27 protein-coding genes are annotated in these 22388 nt (G+C 44.3%); 9 read left to right on the top strand and 18 right to left on the bottom strand.

Annotation, left to right across the window (positions count from 1 at the left end; genetic code table 11):
- Positions 1–3: 3 nt before the first annotated feature.
- The 12 genes from mgtE to LHL20_RS07705 form a co-directional block, all read right to left on the bottom strand.
- Positions 4–1362: a magnesium transporter gene (mgtE, locus tag LHL20_RS07650; RefSeq protein ID WP_226432880.1), complete on the bottom strand. Its 1359-nt coding sequence runs from the start codon at positions 1360–1362 to the stop codon at positions 4–6.
- A gap of 200 nt (positions 1363–1562) precedes the next feature.
- On the bottom strand, positions 1563–1835 hold the full coding sequence (locus LHL20_RS07655; RefSeq protein WP_159623928.1) for an HPr family phosphocarrier protein: 273 nt from the start codon (positions 1833–1835) through the stop codon (positions 1563–1565).
- On the bottom strand, positions 1835–2680 hold the full coding sequence (gene rapZ, locus LHL20_RS07660; protein WP_202263729.1) for an RNase adapter RapZ: 846 nt from the start codon (positions 2678–2680) through the stop codon (positions 1835–1837). Before rapZ ends, LHL20_RS07655 begins: the two co-directional genes overlap by 1 nt.
- A gap of 58 nt (positions 2681–2738) precedes the next feature.
- Positions 2739–3182, bottom strand: a complete 444-nt coding sequence (gene ptsN, locus LHL20_RS07665) for a PTS IIA-like nitrogen regulatory protein PtsN (RefSeq protein ID WP_202263731.1) — start codon at positions 3180–3182, stop codon at positions 2739–2741.
- 13 nt (positions 3183–3195) lie between these two features.
- A complete protein-coding gene (gene hpf / locus LHL20_RS07670; protein ID WP_012517338.1) occupies positions 3196–3483 on the bottom strand; it encodes a ribosome hibernation promoting factor in 288 nt (95 codons plus the stop codon).
- Between the two features lie 29 nt (positions 3484–3512).
- Positions 3513–5009, bottom strand: coding sequence for an RNA polymerase factor sigma-54 (locus LHL20_RS07675; protein ID WP_202263733.1), 1497 nt, complete (start codon positions 5007–5009; stop codon positions 3513–3515).
- 73 nt (positions 5010–5082) lie between these two features.
- A complete protein-coding gene (gene lptB, locus LHL20_RS07680) occupies positions 5083–5808 on the bottom strand; it encodes an LPS export ABC transporter ATP-binding protein (RefSeq protein ID WP_159623924.1) in 726 nt (241 codons plus the stop codon).
- 2 nt (positions 5809–5810) lie between these two features.
- Positions 5811–6365, bottom strand: a complete 555-nt coding sequence (gene lptA, locus LHL20_RS07685) for a lipopolysaccharide transport periplasmic protein LptA (protein WP_202263736.1) — start codon at positions 6363–6365, stop codon at positions 5811–5813.
- On the bottom strand, positions 6334–6912 hold the full coding sequence (gene lptC, locus LHL20_RS07690) for an LPS export ABC transporter periplasmic protein LptC (protein ID WP_202263738.1): 579 nt from the start codon (positions 6910–6912) through the stop codon (positions 6334–6336). Before lptC ends, lptA begins: the two co-directional genes overlap by 32 nt.
- Positions 6909–7457, bottom strand: a complete 549-nt coding sequence (gene kdsC, locus LHL20_RS07695) for a 3-deoxy-manno-octulosonate-8-phosphatase KdsC (protein ID WP_159623921.1) — start codon at positions 7455–7457, stop codon at positions 6909–6911. Before kdsC ends, lptC begins: the two co-directional genes overlap by 4 nt.
- A complete protein-coding gene (locus LHL20_RS07700; protein WP_226432881.1) occupies positions 7458–8438 on the bottom strand; it encodes a KpsF/GutQ family sugar-phosphate isomerase in 981 nt (326 codons plus the stop codon).
- 2 nt (positions 8439–8440) lie between these two features.
- Positions 8441–9397 (bottom strand): calcium/sodium antiporter, encoded by a 957-nt coding sequence (locus LHL20_RS07705; protein WP_226432882.1) that lies wholly within the window; start codon positions 9395–9397, stop codon positions 8441–8443.
- A gap of 535 nt (positions 9398–9932) precedes the next feature.
- Here LHL20_RS07705 and mlaF point away from each other — a divergent pair.
- The 7 genes from mlaF (at position 9933) to murA (ending at position 14639) form a co-directional block, all read left to right on the top strand.
- Positions 9933–10733 carry a phospholipid ABC transporter ATP-binding protein MlaF gene (mlaF, locus tag LHL20_RS07710; RefSeq protein WP_159623918.1) on the top strand — a complete coding sequence of 267 codons (801 nt, stop codon included), beginning with the start codon at positions 9933–9935 and terminating at the stop codon, positions 10731–10733.
- On the top strand, positions 10730–11506 hold the full coding sequence (gene mlaE, locus LHL20_RS07715) for a lipid asymmetry maintenance ABC transporter permease subunit MlaE (protein WP_159623917.1): 777 nt from the start codon (positions 10730–10732) through the stop codon (positions 11504–11506). The genes mlaF and mlaE overlap by 4 nt, the downstream gene beginning before the upstream one ends.
- Positions 11507–11515: 9 nt before the next feature.
- Positions 11516–11989 carry an outer membrane lipid asymmetry maintenance protein MlaD gene (gene mlaD, locus LHL20_RS07720; RefSeq protein WP_159623916.1) on the top strand — a complete coding sequence of 158 codons (474 nt, stop codon included), beginning with the start codon at positions 11516–11518 and terminating at the stop codon, positions 11987–11989.
- Positions 11990–12092: 103 nt separating this feature from the next.
- The gene (locus LHL20_RS07725) at positions 12093–12770 is read left to right on the top strand and encodes an MlaC/ttg2D family ABC transporter substrate-binding protein (protein ID WP_226432883.1); all 678 of its coding nucleotides are present in this window, start codon (positions 12093–12095) and stop codon (positions 12768–12770) included.
- Positions 12767–13075, top strand: coding sequence for an STAS domain-containing protein (locus LHL20_RS07730; RefSeq protein WP_159623914.1), 309 nt, complete (start codon positions 12767–12769; stop codon positions 13073–13075). Before LHL20_RS07725 ends, LHL20_RS07730 begins: the two co-directional genes overlap by 4 nt.
- A gap of 31 nt (positions 13076–13106) precedes the next feature.
- The gene (locus LHL20_RS07735; RefSeq protein WP_159623913.1) at positions 13107–13364 is read left to right on the top strand and encodes a BolA family protein; all 258 of its coding nucleotides are present in this window, start codon (positions 13107–13109) and stop codon (positions 13362–13364) included.
- 12 nt (positions 13365–13376) lie between these two features.
- Positions 13377–14639 carry a UDP-N-acetylglucosamine 1-carboxyvinyltransferase gene (gene murA, locus LHL20_RS07740; protein WP_159623912.1) on the top strand — a complete coding sequence of 421 codons (1263 nt, stop codon included), beginning with the start codon at positions 13377–13379 and terminating at the stop codon, positions 14637–14639.
- Positions 14640–14763: 124 nt separating this feature from the next.
- On the opposite strand, the gene LHL20_RS07745 is transcribed toward murA, so the two are convergent.
- From LHL20_RS07745 to LHL20_RS07755, 3 genes are all read right to left on the bottom strand, one after another.
- Entirely contained in the window at positions 14764–15834 is a 1071-nt protein-coding gene (locus LHL20_RS07745; RefSeq protein ID WP_226432884.1) for a trypsin-like peptidase domain-containing protein, read from the bottom strand.
- A 273-nt stretch (positions 15835–16107) separates the two neighbouring features.
- Entirely contained in the window at positions 16108–17469 is a 1362-nt protein-coding gene (locus LHL20_RS07750; RefSeq protein ID WP_202265892.1) for a DegQ family serine endoprotease, read from the bottom strand.
- Positions 17470–17557: 88 nt separating this feature from the next.
- Positions 17558–17995, bottom strand: coding sequence for a ZapG family protein (locus LHL20_RS07755; RefSeq protein ID WP_159623910.1), 438 nt, complete (start codon positions 17993–17995; stop codon positions 17558–17560).
- A 263-nt stretch (positions 17996–18258) separates the two neighbouring features.
- Between LHL20_RS07755 and zapE the strand changes: the two genes are divergently transcribed.
- Positions 18259–19356, top strand: a complete 1098-nt coding sequence (zapE, locus tag LHL20_RS07760; protein WP_226432885.1) for a cell division protein ZapE — start codon at positions 18259–18261, stop codon at positions 19354–19356.
- Positions 19357–19599: 243 nt separating this feature from the next.
- Complete coding sequence (locus LHL20_RS07765; protein WP_226432886.1) at positions 19600–20322, top strand: YebC/PmpR family DNA-binding transcriptional regulator; 723 nt, start codon at positions 19600–19602, stop codon at positions 20320–20322.
- A 61-nt stretch (positions 20323–20383) separates the two neighbouring features.
- Here the strand turns inward: LHL20_RS07765 and LHL20_RS07770 are convergent, their stop codons facing one another.
- The 3 genes from LHL20_RS07770 to LHL20_RS07780 all read right to left on the bottom strand — a co-directional run bounded on the left by LHL20_RS07770 (position 20384) and on the right by LHL20_RS07780 (position 22242).
- The gene (locus LHL20_RS07770) at positions 20384–20725 is read right to left on the bottom strand and encodes a hypothetical protein (protein WP_226432887.1); all 342 of its coding nucleotides are present in this window, start codon (positions 20723–20725) and stop codon (positions 20384–20386) included.
- A gap of 127 nt (positions 20726–20852) precedes the next feature.
- On the bottom strand, positions 20853–21278 hold the full coding sequence (locus LHL20_RS07775) for a group I truncated hemoglobin (RefSeq protein WP_226432888.1): 426 nt from the start codon (positions 21276–21278) through the stop codon (positions 20853–20855).
- Between the two features lie 16 nt (positions 21279–21294).
- Positions 21295–22242: a DUF3034 family protein gene (locus tag LHL20_RS07780; protein ID WP_226432889.1), complete on the bottom strand. Its 948-nt coding sequence runs from the start codon at positions 22240–22242 to the stop codon at positions 21295–21297.
- Positions 22243–22388 lie beyond the last annotated feature (146 nt).

The raw sequence follows: 22388 nt of genomic DNA on the forward strand, positions 1-22388 counted from the left end.
AGGTTAGATAAGGAAAAGGGTAGCGGTACCCAAGAAGGCAAAAATACCTACAACATCAGTGATGGTAGTCAGGATAACGCTACCTGCTAATGCAGGATCTATTTTTAAGCGTTTCATAATCATAGGTAAGGTTGCGCCTGCTAACGCTGCTGCAATCATATTGACTAGCATTGCAAAGGCGATAATTACCCCAAGCATATAGTCTTGTTTCCACAGCGCGATTACCGAGGCAATGAGGACTGCCCAAATAGCCCCATTTAAAAAGCCAATGGACATCTCTTTACTAATTAACCAGCGGGAGTTACTCGCGTTGACGTGACCAAGTGCCATACCGCGTATGACCAGTGTAAGTGTTTGGTTACCTGCAACACCTCCCATGCTTGGCACAATAGTATTTAGAATCGCCAGCACGGCCAATTGACTTAAGGTTGCCTCGAATAAATCGCTTACCATTGCCGCCATAAGGGCAGTGACTAAGTTAACCGCTAACCAAACAGAACGACGTTTAGTACTTTGCATGACTGGTGCAAAAGTATCTTCGTCATCGTCAAGGCCCGCCATACTCATCATCGAGTGCTCTGCGTCTTCACGGATAATATCGACTACGTCGTCAATAGTAATACGACCAACGAGACGATTATTTTCATCTACCACAGGTGCTGATAACCAGTTATATCGCTCAAAGAGACTTGCCACTTCATCATCAGGCATATTAACGGGTATTGCTTCTGACTCTGTATCCATTACGTCAGACACTTTGTCATCTGTATCGGCGGTAAGTAAGCGAGTAACGGGGACAATACCAACAAGGTTATCGGTGCGATTTACTACATAAAAGGTATCGGTATTCTCAGGCAGTTCACCTTTTAAGCGTATATAGCGTAGAACAACATCAATAGTAACATCTGGACGCAACGTAATTGTGTCCGTGTTCATAATGAAACCAGCGGTCTCTTCACCGTATGATAGTGCTTGCTCGGCACGCACCCTATCTTGGGCGTCCATGGAGTCGAGAATATCTTGTAAAACGGTTTCTGGAAGGCTACTGAGCGTTTCGGCTAAGTCATCCGTGTCCATCTCTTCCAATGCATCAACAACATTAGCTGGAAGCATTTTAGCGATGATGCCATTACGCACGTCATCAGAAAGTTCTTCTAATATATCACCGTGGAAATCGCCATCAATTAGCTCCCACAAATCATCACGAGTTCGGCTGGGGCTGGATTCAAGAATATGAGCAACATCAGACGGGGGAAGTTCTAGCAGAAGCTTACGCACAGACACGAACTGACCGTTGTTCAATGCACCATTTAATGCACGAAGCTGAGTCTGTACGTATTTGGAAACAAGCGCTTCTGCCATAAGTAGCGAGTCCTACTAAGCTAAACTGAGATTAGATGAAACGAGCTCATCCCAATTTGTCTACAGGGCAATTTGGGATTTATGCAGTAGAATATCGCAATTGTGATGAAGCTGTCATGACAATTGCGAGCATAATGACGTTATTATGACTAAGTGTTGTTTATTTCGCCAATTCAAGTGCTTGTATTGGGCGGGAGCACTTACTCGGCCTCGTTGAATTTGCCTTCAATAAGTTGCTCAATGGCTGCCATGGCTTCTTCGGCATCACTGCCTTGCACGACAACGTTGACTTGTTCACCTTGATGACTTTCAAGCATCATTAGTCCCAGTACACTGTTTGCGTCAGCTTCCTTGTCACCCTTTTTAAGCACAATTTTGGCGTCAAATTGGTTGGCTAGTTGTACAAGTTGCGTGGCAGCACGAGCATGAAGCCCTAATTTATTAACGATTGTGAGTGTTTTCTCAATAATCATTACTGGTTCAACTCTCTGTGACGGATTTGAACGTCTGGATGAATTTCCAAAAATGTTTTTGATAGCGCTTGGGCGATGTATACCGAGCGGTGCTGTCCGCCAGTACAACCAATTGCCACGGTGACATAACTGCGATTATTGCGCTCTAAATGTGGAAGCCACGTTGTGATCAGGTTCTGTATTTGCCAAATAAATTTTGTTACTACAGGTTGAGACCCTAAAAATACTTCAACAGGCGCGTCTAGCCCAGTCAAGTGCTTTAAATCTGGTTCCCAATGAGGGTTGGGCAAAAACCGTGCATCAAATACATAGTCTGCATCTTTGGGAATGCCGTGCTTAAAGCCGAATGACTCAAACACAAGCACTAATCGCGAGCTTTTCTTACCAAGAATACGTTCGCGTATTAGCTCAGCGAGTTGATGAATAGTGAGTTTGTCGGTATCCAAATAGAGATCGGCTCGCTCGACAATAGGGGCCAGCAGCGCTGACTCTGCGCGAATGGCTTCAGAGAGAGACTTGTTGAGCTTGGCCAGCGGGTGCAATCTGCGTGTTTCGCTAAAACGCTTAACGAGCACATCATCACTAGCATCAATATACACAATGGTCATCGACCAAGACGAAGGCAGGTAATCAAGTATTTCTACTAAATCGTCTGGATTTTTAGGCAGGTTACGTACGTCTATGCTAACGGCGACTTGATCGTATTCATCAACCACTGTGTGCGTTAGCGTAGGGAGCAAGTTAACCGGAATATTGTCAACGCAGTAATACCCTAAGTCTTCAAGAGCGCGCAGTGCAATTGATTTTCCTGAGCCCGAACGACCACTGATAATAATCAGCTTCACTTATATTCTCCCTTTACACTGTTAAGCGCTTAATGCAGTAATGTTGTATAGCAGCGAGTTACGCTAACGCATTTATAATGTCATCGCTTGTGGTAGCACGCCTTATTGCTTTAATAGTGTCTTTATTACTCAGTTTGCCTGCGACTGTGGCTAGTGTTTGTAGATGACCTTCGGTTTGTTCTTCAGGTACTAATAGTGCAAAGAAAATATCGACAGGTTTTTCATCTAGCGCATCAAAATCAATAGCTGGTGTGCTGGTAACAACAATGGCAATAACTCTATCAAGGCCAGCTAAGCGACCATGGGGAAGGGCAATGCCGTTTCCGATACCTGTGCTACCCATTCGTTCTCTCGCCAACAAACTATTCAGTACTGTCGACTGGTCGATATGCGCGTTGTTCTTAGCAGCAATATCGGCAATGATCTCTAAAATACGCTTTTTACTATTACATTGAACCGCACATTCAGTGCGGTCCAGACTTACGATGGCTTGTATATCCATACTTAATTAACTACTAGTGCTTTTTAAGTTTTTCCTTATGCTTGATTACCTGCCGGTCGAGTTTATCAACCATGCTGTCAATCGCCGCATACATGTCGGTATTTTCTGAGGATGCGAATACTTCAGCGCCACTTAAGTGAACTGTCGCTTCTGCTTTTTGGTTTAATTTTTCAACGTTCAGGATGACATGCACATTAGAAATGTGATCAAAGTGACGTTCAAGTTTGCTGAACTTCGTATCGACATAATTACGCAAAGAGTCGGTGATTTCGACATGATGACCAGTAAGGTTGATTTGCATATTTCGTCTTCCTTATATTATTAAGCCCGTTAAATAAGGCTCTTGCGTTGGTTCGACGGCGGGATCGATAACGATTCCCGGTACTTTGCTATTGTCCGCCGGGCAACTTTAATGCCTTGCTCGGCCAACAATGAAGCAATCTTGCTATCACTTAGTGGTTTACTGGGTTTTTCAGCTGCCACTAGTTTTTTGATCAATGCACGAATGGCGGTTGATGAACATTCACCACCTGACTCCGTTGCAACATGGCTAGAGAAGAAATACTTCAACTCGAAGATGCCACGAGGGGTATGCATGTATTTTTGTGTTGTCACACGTGAAATAGTCGATTCGTGCATATCTACCATTTCTGCGACATCATTTAATACCATTGGTTTCATCATTTCTGGGCCATGTTCAAAAAAGCCCATTTGTTGCTGCACAATACAATTTGCTACCTTCATCAGTGTGTCGTTACGCGACTCTAGGCTTTTGATAAACCACTTGGCTTCTTGCATGTGTGAGCGGATAAATTGTGAATCGCTACTGTTCTTCGCACGGCGACTCATTGCGGCATATTGTTGATTGACGCTAAGTTTTGGCAGGCTATCAGGGTTCAGCTCAACCACCCAACGGCCATTCTTTTTGGTAACCGATACATCTGGAATAACGTACTCAGGTTCTTTAGTAACTAAAGCACTACCTGGGCGAGGATTCAAGGTTTGCAGCAAACGCATAGCCTCGCGAAGCTGATCTTCTTTCAATCGGCTCTTGCGCATTAAGGTGCGGTAATCTTTGCTACTCAGCAAATCAGAATAGTCTTCTATTAACTGCTTTGCCTCGGCAAGCCATGGTGTATCATCTGCGAATTGGCGAAGCTGTACCATCAAGCATTCTTGTGGGGTGCGCGATCCAGAACCAATGGGATCGAACATTTGAATGCGCTTTAATACACATTCTACTTCGTCCATTTCAATGAGTTCCTCTTCATCTTCGCCAGAGGCTTCTTGCGCGTTAACCGCCTCTAAAATCTCTTCAAGAGTAACGGTTAGATACCCTGACTCATCGATAGAATCAATGATAGCCATTGCAATGGCACGGTCAGTGTCAGAAAAAGGGGTGAGGCGCATCTGCCACAATAGATGTTCTTGTATGTCCTCAGTCGTTTCACCTTGGAAAATTTGTTCGTCGTCACTGGCAGGTCCTGGTGCCGGCGCAGACGATGCTGAATAATACTCATCCCATGTGCTATCGATTGGCAATTCGTCTGGAAGATCATTTTTTTCTAGTGCGTCGCCAGCTTCCAAAGTATCACTTGATGCAGTGGCAGAAGCTTCTACCCCACTGTCATCATTATCGATGTTATTTTTTTCAAGCTGAGGCTCGTCGTGGCCTTCTTCAACTTCTAATAGCGGGTTTGAATCCAACGCTTCTTGAATTTCTTGTTGAAGATCGAGCGTAGAAAGCTGCAACAGTTTAATGGCCTGCTGCAACTGAGGTGTCATGGTGAGTTGTTGGCTAAATTTTAGCTGTAAAGATGGTTTCATCTACGTCTTATTTAAATGCTCTAAATTGAATATACCTGAGCGAGATTGAAAAATGACAATCCGGTTACACTAACTATAGCCTGAATTGTTCGCCTAGGTATACATCCCTTACTTTTTGATTACTTAAAACCTGTTCCGCAGTTCCTTGCGCAATAAGCTCGCCATGACTCACAATGTACGCTTTTTCACAAACATCCAATGTTTCTCGTACGTTGTGGTCAGTGATAAGGATACCGATACCCCTATCTCGAAGATGTTGAATAATCTTCTTTATATCATTTACTGATATTGGATCAACACCAGCAAAGGGTTCATCCAATAAAATAAATTGTGGTTTAGCTGCAAGGGCGCGCGCAATTTCCACTCGGCGGCGTTCTCCCCCTGACAAACTCATCCCCGTACTATTACGTATATGGTTAATATTAAATTCATCAAGTAGCGCATCGGCTTCTTCCTCTTGCTGCTGTGAATTTAAATCTTTACGGGTTTGTAAAATTGCCATGATATTTTCATGCACAGTGAGCTTTCTAAATATAGATGCTTCCTGCGGGAGGTAGCCAATTCCGCGGCGTGCACGCTCATGCATGGGCTGATGTGTTAACTCGTTGTCGTCAATTTCAATGGCGCCCTTATCAAGAGGAACAAGCCCAACAATCATATAAAATGTTGTGGTCTTACCAGCACCATTTGGGCCTAACAGGCCTACAATTTGACCTGTCGATACACTGAGGCTGACATCTCGGACAACCTGGCGTGATTTATACGCCTTAGCAAGGTTTCTTGCGCTCAAAGTAGCCATTGCTATTGGTTGCCCTCGTTATCTTGTTCGTTGTCTTTAGCATTCGTCTTGCGAATTGCTTCAGGAGTGAAAACAGTTGTCACTCTTCCTTCACCGTTGTCGTCATCGCCACCGGTTGCAAGCAGTTGCTCGGTAATCATATCAAAGGTAATGCTGTCACCTTTTACCATACTGGTGTCTTGTTTCAGCTCCGCTTTCCCGGTAAGCGATATCACCCGATTAATCACTTCGTAGCGAATTTCATTCGCCTTAGCGGATACTGGCGTTCCATCTTCAAGCTCTTGCGTATAGCTCGCAGGGTTACCGCGTGCGACAAACACTTCTCTGCCTTCGCCCGCTGTCGCGATAACTTCAACTTCGTCGGCATTAATCACAAGCGAGCCTTGAGTAATTAGAACATCATCTTTGAACAACGATGTTTTATTTTTTCCATCAACAAATTGTGACTTAGCATCGACTTTAATTGGCTTAGAAAAGTCATCTTCACTAGCGAAAACGGAACCACTAGCCAACGCTAAAATTAAGCTAGTTGCTAGGGGAATAAGTGGTTTGTACATGATCGATAAGCTCATATTCTTGGGTGCGCAAATTCGCATTAAACCCATTGCTTTGAATGACATATTGCGACCCCAGTATCTCTACTGGTTGATCAGATGTCATCTGCTTGTTGTCTAAATTAATCTGAATGTATTGTGTCGTAATGGTTTTGACAAAATCATCTGTAGTTTGGTTCTCTATTTGTACGTTATTTTCAAGCTGAATCAGCTCGTTGTTGTACAATGTTCCTTCCACAGCGGTAACGACCCACGGTGACGTAGCGTTATCAGTGTAAAGTGTATAGCGTGGCGCACGGAACAATACAAAGCCAAGTTGATCGTAATGCTCCATCGATTCTGCAAACACCTTATGATTGAGCTGGCCGTCTTGATTATAAAGAGTCGTAGTAAGATTTTTTGCCTTATACGCGGGTTTTAATGCATCAAGTTCGCCGCTATTTCTTACTTCTGGCGGCTCTTCCATCCACGTGGGTAAATACATTAGTAGCGCCAATATAAATAGCGCAGAAATGCTCAGCCCCAGTCGATTGAAGCCAAATTGGCTCATACACTCGCTCCAAAAATACCTTGCTCAACCCCTTTGGCTTGCAGGATTGTGTCAGAAATTTCGCGCACAGCCCCAAATCCACCAGGGAGCGTAGTTTTCCAGTTTGCTTGTTTAGCGACAAAAGGATGGGCATCTGAAACTGCAATTTTTACGCTTGCATGGGCAAACATACCTGTGTCAGGCATGTCGTCGCCTACAGTGGCAACATTATCAGGGCGCAATGACAATTCAGTCATTAGGGCTTGTAGTGCGGCAGACTTATTTTCTTCACCTTGAATGATATGGGCTACGTTGAGTGCCTTCATGCGGTTTTCCACAATGGTAGAGCGACGCCCCGTAATTACTGCAACGTCAACGCCATGACTCACTAAGGCCTTTACGCCGTAGCCATCTCGGGTGTGAAATGCTTTGAGCTCTTCACCATCATTGCCCAGATAAATGCGCCCATCAGAAAAAACACCATCTACATCACAAACCAACAGTTTAATATCTGCAAGACGCTTAAAGAGCGTGTCATCTAATTCGGTATATAACGTTGTCGCCATTTACAGCACCCCCGCTTTTAATAGCATATGCATGTTAAAGGCGCCGATAGGTTTGCGATCGCTGTCAACCACCATCAATGCACTAATTTTATGGCTTTCCATTAGGTTCAATGCTTCAACCGCTAGCTCTTCTTGAGTGGTTGTTTTTCCGCCTTGTGTCATAACGTCAATAACTTGGGCGCTATGTAAATCAACTCGCGCATCTAAAATACGACGCAAGTCTCCGTCTGTAAACACGCCAAGCAAAATTCCGGCACTATCAATAATGCCTGTCATTCCTAATCCTTTTTTAGAAATTTCAAGGAGTGCTTCGGCAACGGTTGCATCTGACTTTGTTAGCGGAATATCACTACCCGAGAGCATTATGTCGCCTACTTTAAGCAGTAGTTTTCGGCCCAAGCTTCCACCTGGGTGTGACAACGCAAAGTCGTCAGATGTGAATCCTTTCTTGTCTAACAATGCGACTGCGAGTGCATCCCCCATAACTAATGTTGCTGTTGTGCTAGAGGTTGGCGCTAAGCCTAGTGAGCATGCCTCTTGCTCGACACTAATATCAAGTACGATATCTGCGTATTGGCCTAGCGAGCTTTGTGCACTGTTTGTCATGGCGACAACTCTTATTCCTAAGCGTTTCACCACGGGCAGCAAGTTAACAATTTCGCTCGTCTCGCCCGAATTGGAGATAGCGAGCAATACATCGCCCTTGCTCAACATGCCTAGATCTCCATGGTTTGCTTCGCCAGGATGCATGAAAAAAGAGGGGGTACCTGTGCTGGCAAGTGTTGCAGCAATCTTATTGCCAATATGACCGGATTTTCCCATTCCTGAAACAACAACCTTACCCGTACAGGAAAACAGAATGTCACACGCTTTCTCAAAATCTTCATTTAAGCGACTGGCAAGATTTTCGATAGCGCTAGCTTCAATATCGATAACGCGTTTTGCAGAGGCAATGTAGGTGTTTTGTAATTCGTTATTCATGATTATCCAAACAGCCAGAATTGATAGCCGATAAAACAGGCAAGCAATAAAAGTCCGTTAGGCCTAGAAATAGTGCGTTTGCCAATCAGATCGAAACTAAACAGGAACAGTAGCAAGGTCAAGCCAAGCATGACGTACATGTCGCGATTATAAACATCAGGGTCCAGTAGCCCTGGTGCTATTAGACCTGGCATACCCAACACGGCGAGTAGGTTGAAAATATTTGAGCCGATAATGTTACCCAATGCTAAATCATCCTCACCTTTAAGCACGCCGGCAATGCTGGCTGCAAGTTCGGGTAAGCTTGTTCCAAGTGCGATAATTGTTAATCCAATAACTAAATCAGAAATACCAAGATAACGCGCGATTTCTACAGCGGAATTTACTAGGAAATGGGCACTCAAAGGCAAAATAACAAGACCAACACCAATCCAAATAAGCGCAGACGTGTTCGACACATCTTTAGGGATTTCATCGGCAGTTTCGGCAACGAGAGGGTCTTCTTTATCAACTTGCAGCGAGAGCCACGCCATCATCGCTAAAACAAAAATAAAAAGACCTAGCAAAATAATGCCTTCGTAGGATTTTAATTCACCATCAAACATAAAGCCTATTGCGATAAGCGAGATGATGAGTAGCGCCGGGAGTTCACGCTTAAGCGTTGTTGAGGAAACGATAAGAGGTTTAACTAACGCGGTGATACCCAACACTAATGCGACGTTGGTGATGTTAGACCCTAATGCGTTACCTACCGCAGTGTTCATATTTCCGTTTGCTGAGGCAATCGCTGATACGACGATTTCAGGGGCTGATGAGCCCATCGCCACAATGGTGAGACCTATCATCATCGGCGATATTCCGATGTTTTTCGCCAGTGCAGATGCACCGTACACAAAGCGATCGGCACTCCAACTTAAAATCACTAGTCCTACGATGAAAATTACGATGTTTAAAAGCACAACAACCTGTAATAAAAAGTATTTCGCTAGATTGTCGCAAAAACAGTGCCATTTGCATATGGGAAGTGCATTTTATTTTATTGTAGCGATAAAGTATCTGTTTTGCGCGTTACCACACTCTACAAACATGTTGCGTTGCCTTTAACACACGACAAGCGACCAGATTTTAGCGAAATTTACTGTAAAATCAGGCGTTACGATGAGCTCGTTCAGTTTCAGTTAATAAAAAATACTCTACCATTTCAGTGCCCAGATAAGTGTTATAGGGCTTTTCGAATAAGACAACTAACACAGCAATTGGGCTGACAGGCTTAATCATTCGTATTCATCGAACATAACTTGTAACTTTTTGACTTTGGCGACGCCCTTGAAAAAGCGTAGAATGTCACTAGATTACACTGCCCAGTAAACTTTACTGTGAAAGTAATCGAAGGCATAGAACTTGAATGTTCTCGATGTTAAATAAATTTTTATAAAGCCCGCCGACGTAAATACTGGCGGCTTCATTAGGTCAAGGGTCGACATTAAACACGCTATGGATCATTTAGTTGAAATAGACAACCTTACCTTTAAGCGTGCCGATCGTATTATTTATGATGGTATTTCGCTTAAAGTGCCCAAGGGAAAAATTACTGCGGTAATGGGCCCAAGTGGTATTGGTAAAACCACACTGCTGCGCCTTATTGGCGGCCAGTTAACACCTGATGAAGGTGATGTGAAGTTCGACGGGGACTCCATTGTCTCTATGTCGAGGAAGTCGCTATATCAAACCCGACGCAGAATGAGCATGTTATTTCAAAGCGGCGCGCTCTTTACTGACATGAGCGTGTTTGACAACGTGGCCTTCCCACTGCGTGAGCACACCCAACTTTCAGAAGATGTGATTGCTACTATTGTCGCTTTAAAGCTACAGGCTGTAGGTTTACGCGGGGCAGCGAAGTTGATGCCAAGTGAATTGTCAGGCGGTATGGCGAGACGCGCAGCCTTGGCCAGAGCAATCGCTCTTGACCCTGACTTAATTATGTATGATGAGCCCTTTGCAGGTCAGGACCCTATTTCAATGGGGGTTCTTGTTAAACTTATACGTGAACTGAACGACGCATTAAGTCTTACCAGCATAGTGGTAACCCATGATGTCACGGAAGTATTAACCATTGCCGATTACATTTATATTCTTGCTGATAAGCGGGTAATTGGTGAAGGAAGTGCACAACAAATTAGAGAAAGTGATAGCGAGTTAGTACAGCAGTTTCTGAAAGGAAAAGCTGATGGCCCTGTCCCATTTCATTATCCGGCATCTGATTTGAAAACGAGTTTTCTGGGGGCGGGTAAATGAGTTTCTTACAATCCGTCGGTGCGAACACCATAGGTAAAATTACGGCAATTGGCCGTGCTGCCATTATGCTATTTGGTGCGTTAATCGCCGTACCTCGTATTAAAAATATACCACTGATTATCAGGCAACTTTACGTGGTTGGTGTTCAATCACTGCTTATCATAATGGTGTCAGGACTTTTTATTGGCATGGTAATGGCGCTTCAAGGCTACACTATCTTGGTGGATTACGGTGCAGAAGGTAGCCTAGGTCCCATGGTAGCGCTCTCGTTATTAAGAGAGCTCGGGCCTGTTGTTACTGCACTCCTTTTTGCAGGGCGAGCGGGTTCAGCATTAACTGCTGAAATAGGACTAATGAAAGCGACCGAACAGTTAAGTAGCCTAGAAATGATGGCTGTCGATCCACTGCGCCGCATTGTTGCACCGCGCTTTTGGGCGGGTATGTTAGCTATGCCAATGCTTGCAATCATTTTTAGCGCAATTGGTATACTAGGCGGGCACTTAGTGGGCGTTGACTGGTTAGGCGTTGATGCAGGAAGTTATTGGTCAATTATGCAGTCCACAGTAGATTGGAACCAAGATGTAGTGAACGGTGTAATAAAAAGCCTCGTTTTTGCCTTGGTTGTGACCTGGATTGCCATATTTAAAGGGTACGATTCTATTCCAACATCGGAAGGGATCAGCAAAGCCACTACTGAAACAGTAGTGTATTCATCATTAGCAGTATTAGGGCTGGATTTCGTACTTACCGCCCTTATGTTTGGTATCGAGTAGGGGATCGGAATGAACAAGTATAAAACGGAAGTCATGGTTGGTGTGTTTGTCATGCTGACAATCGGCGCACTGTTGTTGTTGGCGCTAAAAGTGGCTAACCAAACGGTTGCAACAGAAGGCGATTCCTACACGCTATATGCAAAATTTGACAACATTGGTGGGCTCAAGCCGCGCTCTGCCGTCAAGGTTGGTGGCGTTACTGTAGGGCGAGTATCTTCAATTACCTTAGATCAGGAAGACTTCACGCCAGTTGTTGAGCTATCGATTCTTAAAGAATACAACGGTTTTCCAGAAACCAGTTCAGTATCCATTTTGACGTCAGGTCTTCTTGGAGAGCAATATGTTGGGTTCCAGCCTGGTTTCTCTTTCGATGGTGTGGCGAATTTACAAGATGGTGATTACCTCCAAGATACTAAGTCAGCATTGGTATTAGAGGATTTGATTGGCCAATTCTTATTTAACCGCGGTAGTGACGAAGACTAGTAGCGTAAATAAAAGCACAGATATAAAGATTTGATGAGGTTCGTTGAAACTAAACAGTGTATTAACGGGTCTGCATAAGTGAGATTGTTTTAGGAGAGTTACTTTGAAAAAGTTAATGGTAGCAATTGGCATATTGATGATGTCAGTAGTAGGGTCGGTTAGCGCACAGGAAGTGAATGAGCAGAACCCGTATGCACTCGTTCAAGACGTTGCAAATAGAACGTTTGAGCGTATTAAGGCAAACCAAGAAGCAATTAAAGCTGATCCAGAAATGCTGCGTACCATTATGGAAGAAGAGCTTGTACCGCATATTGATTATAAGTTTGCCGCGTTTATGGTTTTAGGTAAGCACTTTAAGTCAGTACCACAGGAAAAGATGGGTGAATACATCAGTGTTTTTCGCCAATACCTAATTACTACGTACGCTATAGCAATGGGGTATTACGACAATCAAACCGTTGTGTTTGAACCAGAGTCGCGCTTTGATGACAAGAAATCAGTAACAGTGCGCGCCGTAGTACAGGATCCAGATCGTCCAGAAATCAAAATTGCTTTCAAAGTACGCAAAGACAGCAAGACAAATGAATGGAAAGCGTATGACATGGTTGCAGAGGGCATTAGCCTACTAAATAGCAAGCGTAGTGAATTTGAATCTATCTTACGTCAAGATGGTATCGACTCAGTTATTGCACTTATGCGTGATAAGATTGGCCAGCCAGTAGAACTTAACCAAGGCGAAGCGGTTGAGATTTCAGGTGAAGCTGAGGGAGAGTCTGAGTGAGCCTTTTTGAGGTAAACGACAAAGGCAATATTGTTGTTCACGGTCACCTTGACCGTGACACGCTGTCCAAAAACTTTTGGGAATGCTTGAGTAGCAAAGAGCGGGAGCAATTAATCAATAGTGGTGCGTGTCGAATTGACCTCAGCGATGTAGAGCGCGCGGATAGTGCTGGCCTAGCATGGCTAATTAATGCGGTTAGGGACGCAGGTCAAAACGGTGTTAGCATGACCCTTCTCAAAATGCCTGAGAAGCTGCACAAGCTTGCAAAAATTAGCGACGCAGATAGCTTTTTGCCAGTAGAATAGAGCCCACATTAGCGAATATAAGAAGTAAGTTATGGAATTGTCTGAAATCGAAAAAATTTTGAAGGACGCTTTAGACCTTCACGAAGTTCACGTGAAAGGCGAGGGGTCGCATTATAATATTATCGCTGTAAGTGACGTGTTTAACGACATGAGCCGCGTTAAGCGCCAGCAAGCCGTATACGCACCACTTGCAGATAAAATAGCCGATGGCAGCATGCATGCAATTACGATTAAGACGTTTTCAGTTAAAGACTGGGAGCGTGAGCGCCAGTTCAATATCCCTCAATAATAGGCTGTATACGTGGATAAACTAGTTATAAAGAAGAGCCCGGCATTAGAAGGCACGGTGCGAATCTCCGGCGCGAAAAATGCTGCCCTTCCATTGTTGATGACAAGCCTGTTAACAGACTCTCCTTGTCGATACACAAACGTACCGCGTCTGCGCGATATAAATACCACGATGGCTTTGCTGAGAGAGCTGGGCGTGGAGGTTGCTCAACCAGCGCCGAATGACATCTTAATCGACGCAAGTACGCTAGAGAGTGTAACAGCATCTTATGATCTTGTTCGCACCATGCGAGCTTCTATTCTTGTGCTAGGTCCGCTACTAGCAAAACAAGGTAAGGCAAATGTGTCATTACCTGGCGGCTGTGCAATTGGCGCGCGACCTGTGAATCTGCATCTTACAGGCCTAGAAAAAATGGGCGCCAAGATTGAAGTTGATGAAGGTTATATTCGCGCTGAAGTTGATGGTAGGTTAAAAGGCGCACGCATATTCATGGATATGGTAAGCGTGGGAGCCACCGAGAATCTACTGATGGCTGCAGCGCTTGCTGATGGTACTACTGTACTAGAGAACGCAGCACGTGAGCCTGAAATTGTAGATTTGGCAAATTGCTTAATTCAAATGGGTGCGAAGATCAGCGGCGCTGGTAGTGATAAAATTACGGTTGAAGGTGTAGAAACACTGTCTGGCTGTGATTATGCTGTGTTACCTGACCGTATTGAGACGGGGACGTTCCTTGTTGCGGCTGCCGCAACGGGCGGTAAAATTCGATGTACCCATGCAGCGCCTGATACTCTTGATGCCGTGCTCGACAAGCTTGAGCAAGCCGGTGCAAAAATTACCACTGGTGATGACTGGATTGAGCTTGATATGCAAGGAAACAAGCCCAAGGCTGTGCGCGTAAAAACAGCGCCACACCCAGCGTTTCCCACTGACATGCAAGCTCAGTTTGTGACCCTTAATTGTGTTGCTGAGGGTACGGGTGTTATCACCGAAACTATTTTCGAAAATCGCTTTATGCATGTGCCTGAGTTGCAACGTATGGGCGCTGAAATTGCGCTAGAGGCAAACTCTGCGGTTTCAAAAGGAAGCTCAAAACTGAAAGGCGCGCCTGTAATGGCAACAGACCTGCGAGCATCTGCTAGTTTGGTGATTGCTGGACTTATTGCAGAAGGTGAAACCCACGTAAATCGAATCTATCATTTAGATAGAGGGTATGAAGCCATTGAAGAAAAGCTTGGTGCGCTAGGAGCTAATATTCAACGCGTAAAAGAATAAAAGCGTTCCAAAACAGCTTAATTTACGTTAATCCTTAGTGAATTAACGAGCAAATAGCCAACAAGTAAAAAGCGCCCATCGGGCGCTTTTTTTGTACTTGCTGACGTGCTGCGTACTATTGCCGTTACTGATTTGTTCTTAACTCGGCAACGGTAGCCTTTATTGACAATGAGCGTCCATCGCGACTTATTTCAATGTCTAGTTCTGTTCCAGGCGTGGTTTCTGCAATCATATCAAGGGTTTTCGATGCACTCTCAAGCTGCACACCATCAATCGCCACAATGATATCGCCGGGTTGAAGGCCCGCCACATCGGCCGGACTACCTTTGGCGACAGCCGTCACATCAATACCTGGCCTATTGCGATTCTCACTGCCTATAAAACCAAGTTGACCTCGAATAACACGCCCATTGCTAATAATTTCATCCATCACTCGCTTAGCGAGTTCGTAAGGTACAGCGAAGTTAATACCATCTACATTTCGAACGCGATTGCGCGAGTCACGTACTTGAAAATTCGCATTAGTGATACCGAGTAAAATACCGTTACTGTCAACCAAGGCGCCGCCTGAATTGCCTTGGTTAAGTACCGCATCTGTCTGAATAAAGTCGACGTAGTTAGACAGCCCATTACGACCAGCACGGCTGACGATACCCTGAGTAATGGTCTGGCCAAGATCAAAAGGGTTGCCTATAGCCATAACCACGTCGCCCACGTGAGTATCTGGCTCCGAAACCTGTGGAATAATATGTAGGTTATCAGCAGTGACTTTTAGCACCGCCAAATCGGTGAGTGGATCGGTACCCACAATTTGAGCTTCAAGCACACGTCCATCTTGAACCGCTACGTATATGCTATCAGCATCTTGAACGACATGGTGGCAAGTCAATATATAACCATTTTCGGTCATAATTACACCGGACCCCAAACTTGTTCGCTCACGAGGCTGGTTTCTAAACAAGCCAGTGTCGTTTTCGATACTGACACTGTATATATTCACCACCGCAGGCGCAGAGCGACTTAATGCACCAAAGTAACTTTCTCGATTTGCACTTACAGACGGTGTTGCAAACCAGCTGGTGGCCAGGCCGTTGCCTTGCCGCAAATCTGGTAAAAAGAGCAACAAAAGCACCGCTACAGTGATGCCAAGGAAGATTGATTTAAGTATGAAGTTTAAGGTTGAACGGCCAATCACAAATACACTTTCTTGTTGTTTGTCACATCTACTCGATTCGTACTTGTATGCTAGCAGTACGACACCACAATCGCGAAGTGCAACATTGTTAGTTTTTGTAGAGTATCTCTACACTATTGATAAGAGGATATCACTTTATTTAATAAACTACCGTAATGATGCACAAATTTTGTGGTAAGCATTTGCCGTTTACTGTGTATGGAATGGTATAAAAAAACAGCGCCACATTTTGGCGCTGTTTTTTTATCTTCGTTAACGGTTTCTGGTGGGAAACTATTGACGAATTACCAAGTAGAGTGTGGAATTTCCACGCTTCACGTTAAGTGCAATTACGCCTTTGGCTTCGTCTAACGCATTCCTAAATTCAGCAACACTTGATGTGCGTACTCGGTTAACACCGATGATCACATCGTTCTCTTGTAGACCTATTCGTGCTGCAGGGGCACCGCGTTCTACTTCAGACACGACTACACCAGTATTACCCGCATTATCTTCGCCATTTGTTAAGGTTGCACCTTCTAACGCAGGATGGATTTGTGCAGCGGTTACCGTTGTATCTGTTGCATCATCAAGGACAACATCAACGGTCATTTTCTTACCCTTGCGCATAACGGTCAGTTCTACTTCAGCGCCTGCGCCCATACTAGCAATTTTCGCGCGTAGCTCTTGGAAGCTATTTAACTGTCTACCGTTAATAGCGGTGATGATGTCACCTGCTTGAAGACCACCTTTCTCAGCAGCTGAGTCAGGCTGTACTTCACTCACAAACGCACCGATATTGACCTCGGCATTCATTGCTTCTGCAAGACCAGCATCAATGTCGTTGCCCAAAATACCTAAAAGACCGCGGCGAACTTCACCATATTCTGCGATTTGGTCGGCCAAGCTTTTCATCATGTTAGCAGGAATGGCAAAACCAATTCCCACGTTACCGCCGTTAGGACCAAATATGGCGGTGTTTATCCCAACCAATTCACCGCGTAGATTTACCAATGCACCACCAGAGTTTCCTCGGTTAATAGCGGCGTCAGTTTGAATAAAGTCTTCGTAACCGCCGATACTCAAACCAGAGCGGCCTAATGCGCTAACAATACCTGAGGTGACAGTTTGTGATAGACCAAAGGGGTTACCAATCGCCACCACAAAATCACCTACGCGTAACTTATCAGAGTCAGCAAGTGGCAATGCTTTTAAGTCATCAGGTTCGATTTTAAGCAAGGCAATGTCGCTCTGTTCGTCAGCACCAAGCTTTTTGGCCTTGAATTCACGGCCATCAGTAAGCTTAACAGTGATTTCGTCAGCGTTATCTACAACGTGATTATTAGTAACAACATAACCTTTGTCGGCGTCGATAATGACACCTGAGCCTAATCCTCTAAATGGGCGCTCTTGCACTTGCTCTTGAGGCGCACCAAAGAAATAGCGGAACATTTCAGGCACACGCTGTCTTGAGGTTTGGGTTCCTTCGACAGCGATACTGACTACAGCAGGCGTCGCTTCTTCTAGCATAGGGGCGAGAGAGGGGACTTCGTCCTTGCTGTCAGAGAAAAACGGTAACGCCGCCTGTGTGCTAGCAGTAAAGCCTAATGAACTAACAACAACGGCAGACGCCAATAGACAATGGCGGAAAGACATTTTCATGTTCGCTTACACTCCTTCATGTTATATGCGACATAGCATGGTTTCACTAAAAGAGTCTGAGGCCTGTGAAAAGTTCCCGATGTTACTGTTTTTCTGCGTTATTCTGCTCAGAACGTCCGACGAATAACCCTGAACCAGAATTTGCAAAGTCTTTCGGTTGCGTATCAGATACGCGTTTCACGCGAGCTTTATCAGACTTCTTAAGATTATTTCGTAAGTAAGTCGTTGCTTGTTCCCCGTAAAAAGGAACCTTGCTATCTTCTTCATCGCTGCCTTGCGCTAGCAACAGTTCATATTCTTCAATTTGTTGTTTAAGCACGTCGCACTGGTTTTCAATGCTTTCCAAGCTTTGACGGGTCTGATGAATATGGTGTTGCGCCTGCTGTGCAAGAATTTCTTTCACCTGCTTCTCAGTTTGTGCGGTGTTACCTGCACCTTGCTTTTGCTGAAAAAAGCGACCTACAAAAAAGCCAATAATTAGGCCAACTACTAATAAAGCAAGAGATACTAACAATTCCATTATATTCTCCGAATCAATCAACATCTGCAGCTGACCTAACTATTACGGCAAGAACGCTGCTTTCGACCACACTTTGAATATAGCAAGGTCGAACCCGAAAAGCGCATACATACTGACATTTATTGTAATGATAACAGTGTATGTCTATTTTCAAGGTGCGATTCTACCGTGATTTCCAGTAAAATTAAGGTCATAATTGAGAAATTCAAGCAGGTCGGTGCAGCAAGTACCGCTATTGACTTTTGTACGGAGTGGTTTCGGCGATGACGCCATGGGAAAAATATCAGCTAGATCTACAGTCGTCTGACTTTCATTATGATGCAGCGCAAGAAAATGCGGTTAAAGAGTTGCAGCGCTTGTTCGATGAGTTAACCCAGCCAGAAAAGAAAACGACATGGCGGGTGAAGTTAAAAGCGGCGTTCGGAAAGGGCCATGCTAAACCTGGTATTCAGGGTATCTATTTTTACGGCGGCGTGGGACGCGGAAAAACTTACCTTGTTGATACCTTTTACGATTGTCTGCCGTTTGAAAAGAAAATGCGCGTTCATTTTCACCGCTTTATGTATCGTATTCACGATGAACTTAAGCAGCTGAAAAATGCCCAAGATCCGTTGAAGCTGGTTGCTGCAAAGCTTGCGAAAGAGGCGAGAGTTATTTGTTTTGATGAGTTTTTCGTGTCTGATATTACCGATGCGATGATTTTAGGTACCTTGATGGAAGAGCTCTTCGGTCACGGTATTGTGCTTGTGGCCACGTCAAATATTGTACCAGATGACCTGTATAAGAATGGTTTACAACGCGCCCGGTTTTTACCTGCCATTGACCTGCTCAACCAAAACACGCGTGTTGTGAATGTCGACAGCGGTATTGATTATCGGCTTCGTACCCTCGAACAAGCAGAGATTTATCACTTCCCACTGGATGACAAAGCAACAGAAAACCTGCATTGCTATTTTGCTCAACTGGCACCGGAAGAAGGTACGTCAGGTGAAGAGATAGATGTGAATAACCGGAAGATCAAAACGCTGCGCAATGCCGATGGTGTGCTTATGATTGATTTTAGCGATCTTTGCGGCGGCCCGCGCAGTCAAAGTGATTATATAGAGCTTAGCCGCTGCTATCATTCTGTGCTGCTAGCCAATGTAAAAGAGATGGGGCAGCACAACGATGATGTAGCACGGCGCTTTATTGCAATGGTTGATGAGTTTTACGAGCGCAATGTAAAGCTGATTATTTCTGCAGAAGTTGCGTTGGAAAAGTTGTACACAGAAGGACTGTTGAATTTCGAATTTAGACGCTGTTTAAGCCGTTTAAAAGAGATGCAATCACACGATTACCTAGCAACGGAGCATTTGCCTTAAAAGTGCTATTTGAATTGGTTTATCAGCCTACAAGTGGCGCAATAGAGCAACAAAAGCGAATTGGGGCTGTATTGTTGGGTATAAAATAAGGTAGAATTTCGCCACTTTTTTCTGCGCTATCCCATGCGTTTGCATGACAAACGGGCTGTTCAATGCTTTCGTTCACTTGATAGTTCAGAGTATGAAATAAACTGAAATCAACCCCAACGCAGCATTCTGTATTGCGAGAAAGAGAATTTTAAGATGGGAAGAGCATTCGAAGTACGTAAAAACGCCATGGCAAAAACTGCCGGCCAAAAAACTAAAGTGTATTCTAAGTACGGTAAAGAAATTTACGTATGCGCGAAAAATGGTGGTACCGATCCAGACACTAACCTTTCACTTCGCCGCTTAATGGAAAAGGCGAAGAAAGACCAAGTTCCAAGCCACGTAATTGAAAAAGCGATTGATAAAGCTGCCGGTGGTGCGGGTGAAGATTTCCAGCCTATGCGCTACGAAGGTTTTGGACCGGGTAACTGTATGGTGATTGTTGACTGCTTGTCAGATAACGCAAACCGTACTATCACTGAAGTCCGTAACTGCTTTACAAAAACAAATGCCAAGCTAGGTGCCCAAGGTGCGGTATCGCACATGTTCGATCACCAAGCTGTATTTCAGTTTGAAGGCGATGACGAAGACGCTATTTTAGAAGTTTTGATGGAAGCTGATGTCGATGTTACTGACGTTGAAGTTGAAGATGGTAAAGTGACGGTTTACGCGCCGCACACTGAATTCTATCAAGTGAAAACGGCATTAACTGAGGCTTATCCAGACATTAGCTTTATTGCAGAAGAAATGAGTTGGATGCCACAAACTGAAACAGAGATCAGTGAAGAAGACATGCCAATGTTCGAAAAGTTTATGGATATGTTGAACGACTGCGATGATGTTCAGGACGTATATCACAACGCAATTACACCTAATTAATTAGGCAATAAGCGTTTAAAAAAGCCCTCTTCTAGAGGGCTTTTTCGTTGTTAATATTCAATTATTGAACTGTTGGTGCGTAGGTAAAGGTTACTGGTACTGTTATTGTTGTTGTACCAGAAACGGTAACTGTAATCGTAGTACCAACGCACACATCGCCATCAAGTGGGTCGTCGCCTTCACATGAGGGTTGAGGTGTTGGGCCAGGAGGCGTTACAGGAGCATTTGCTGAGTTATTATTAACGATGCCTGCAACAACACCGGCAGCCACTAGGCCCGTAGCGATATAACTACCATTAATAGCGCCACTACCATTAGTATCTGCACCTCCTGTGCCTTCTTGTGCATTTACTCCAGCGACCAAGGTCGCGCCCGCCATCAACGTAAACATAAACTTTTTCATATCAATCCTTTAAAGATGCAAACTTGCAACATCATGCTAGTCCAAAATTTATGCTTTGGCTATATTTTGTTCAGTATTTTAGTTAAATTTCTTGTGACGCTTTTTCGATGCTTTTTCTTAACCAAAGCTACAGATTGATAGTTTGGTATTTGATGGGAGCTAACTTTTTTAAAATCTGATTTTCCTGTTGGTAAGTGAGTCCAACATCTCTCATAGCGCCTTGTACAATTTCAACAAGAATATAGAACTCCCGTTCTTTTATATCTAAGTCCTTATGTGACTCCAACATACTTTCTCCGTCGTATTCACAAGGTCCACCAATGAGTTCGCACGTTTGTGCTACTAATTGCTCACGCAAATGCTGCTTCGGAACGCCTTTGAAATAGTGGCCAATCTCAGGGTGGGTATAAATACGGGTTATCGATACCCCAAAAATGGTGTTAAGGGTTTGATGGCCACCAATCTCATCGTACAGACTTTGACGAGACGTTGATGCACACCCTAAGATTGCTACTAGAAGCAAGGCGCTAAGTACATAAGTTCGAAAAGTCATTGTCTTTACCTCCCTATTAAAAGTTGGCATTGAAGGTAAGATAAAAACCACTTGAACTTTGTTGCAGCGGCAAGTTTCCCATATCGACATAAGCAGCGGTTAGTGACATGGATTTATTGGGGAAGTAAGCAACAAAGATATCGCTAATCGTATCTTCTTCCCCGAGCCCACCAAGGCGGTTGGATTGAGTGCGAAATTCAGCGCCTATTGCAGTGGTCGGGCTTATAAGAAGTGCAAGCGAGCCTTCCCATTCCAAAGTTGCGTCGTCATCAGTTGGCGAGCCAAAACCTAATAGGCCGAGTGTATTTGCTTTGGTGTATCGAGCGGTTACATTAGTTAGCAAGTTGTAGCCATTTACTGCACCTAACCAAAGCTTGGTGGCCGTGATATATACGTCCGTACCGCTGTCATCTTTGGCGCCGAGTAGTTGAGGTACGCCAATATTAGGTAGCGGTACGCTACCATCTGGCAGGCTTAACGAACTGTCAAAATCGTTATTTTTCTTATACTGTGCACCGGCAGAAACTTGCGGTATCCAAGAGTCTTGAGTAAAGACACCGTCACCAAATAGTTTCACTTTAACGGCTAAAATGTCTTGCTCAATGGTGGCTGAATTAGCGTTGGTAATTGCGCCGTCAGTAAGTAATGCAAATACATTGCTGGTTAACCCTGATGCTATTTCTAATTTCTGTCGCTGAAGACTTACTTCAACCCGATCATAGAAACTAATACTCCCTCCCGCAGTGGTAAGCGAATAGTCGTTTAAACTTAAGTATTGCAAATTTGCATTGTAAGAGATTTCTTCTTTGCTCGCGTACCCGCCAATAAAAGCCCAAGGCGTGATACCACCACCTGCAACGCCCTCTATCGAAGTAATACCACCTGAAGCAATAAGCCGCGAGCCCGTATCAGCATTCACTGTTAGGGCACTTAGTGCAGCGAGCGCTAAAACGTATTTCTTCATATTCGCCATTCCTTTTATATTTGTTTTTCTGGTGGGTAGAACGTGTGTCTACTGTACGTTGTTATGTACGCTATGACTACCCGCAATGATTCCCCATTATGATCACTATAGTCATAAGAGTGATATTTGGCTGTTACGGGTTAGTG

This window comes from Alteromonas sp. McT4-15, from assembly GCF_020515205.1.
GTDB lineage: Bacteria > Pseudomonadota > Gammaproteobacteria > Enterobacterales > Alteromonadaceae > Alteromonas.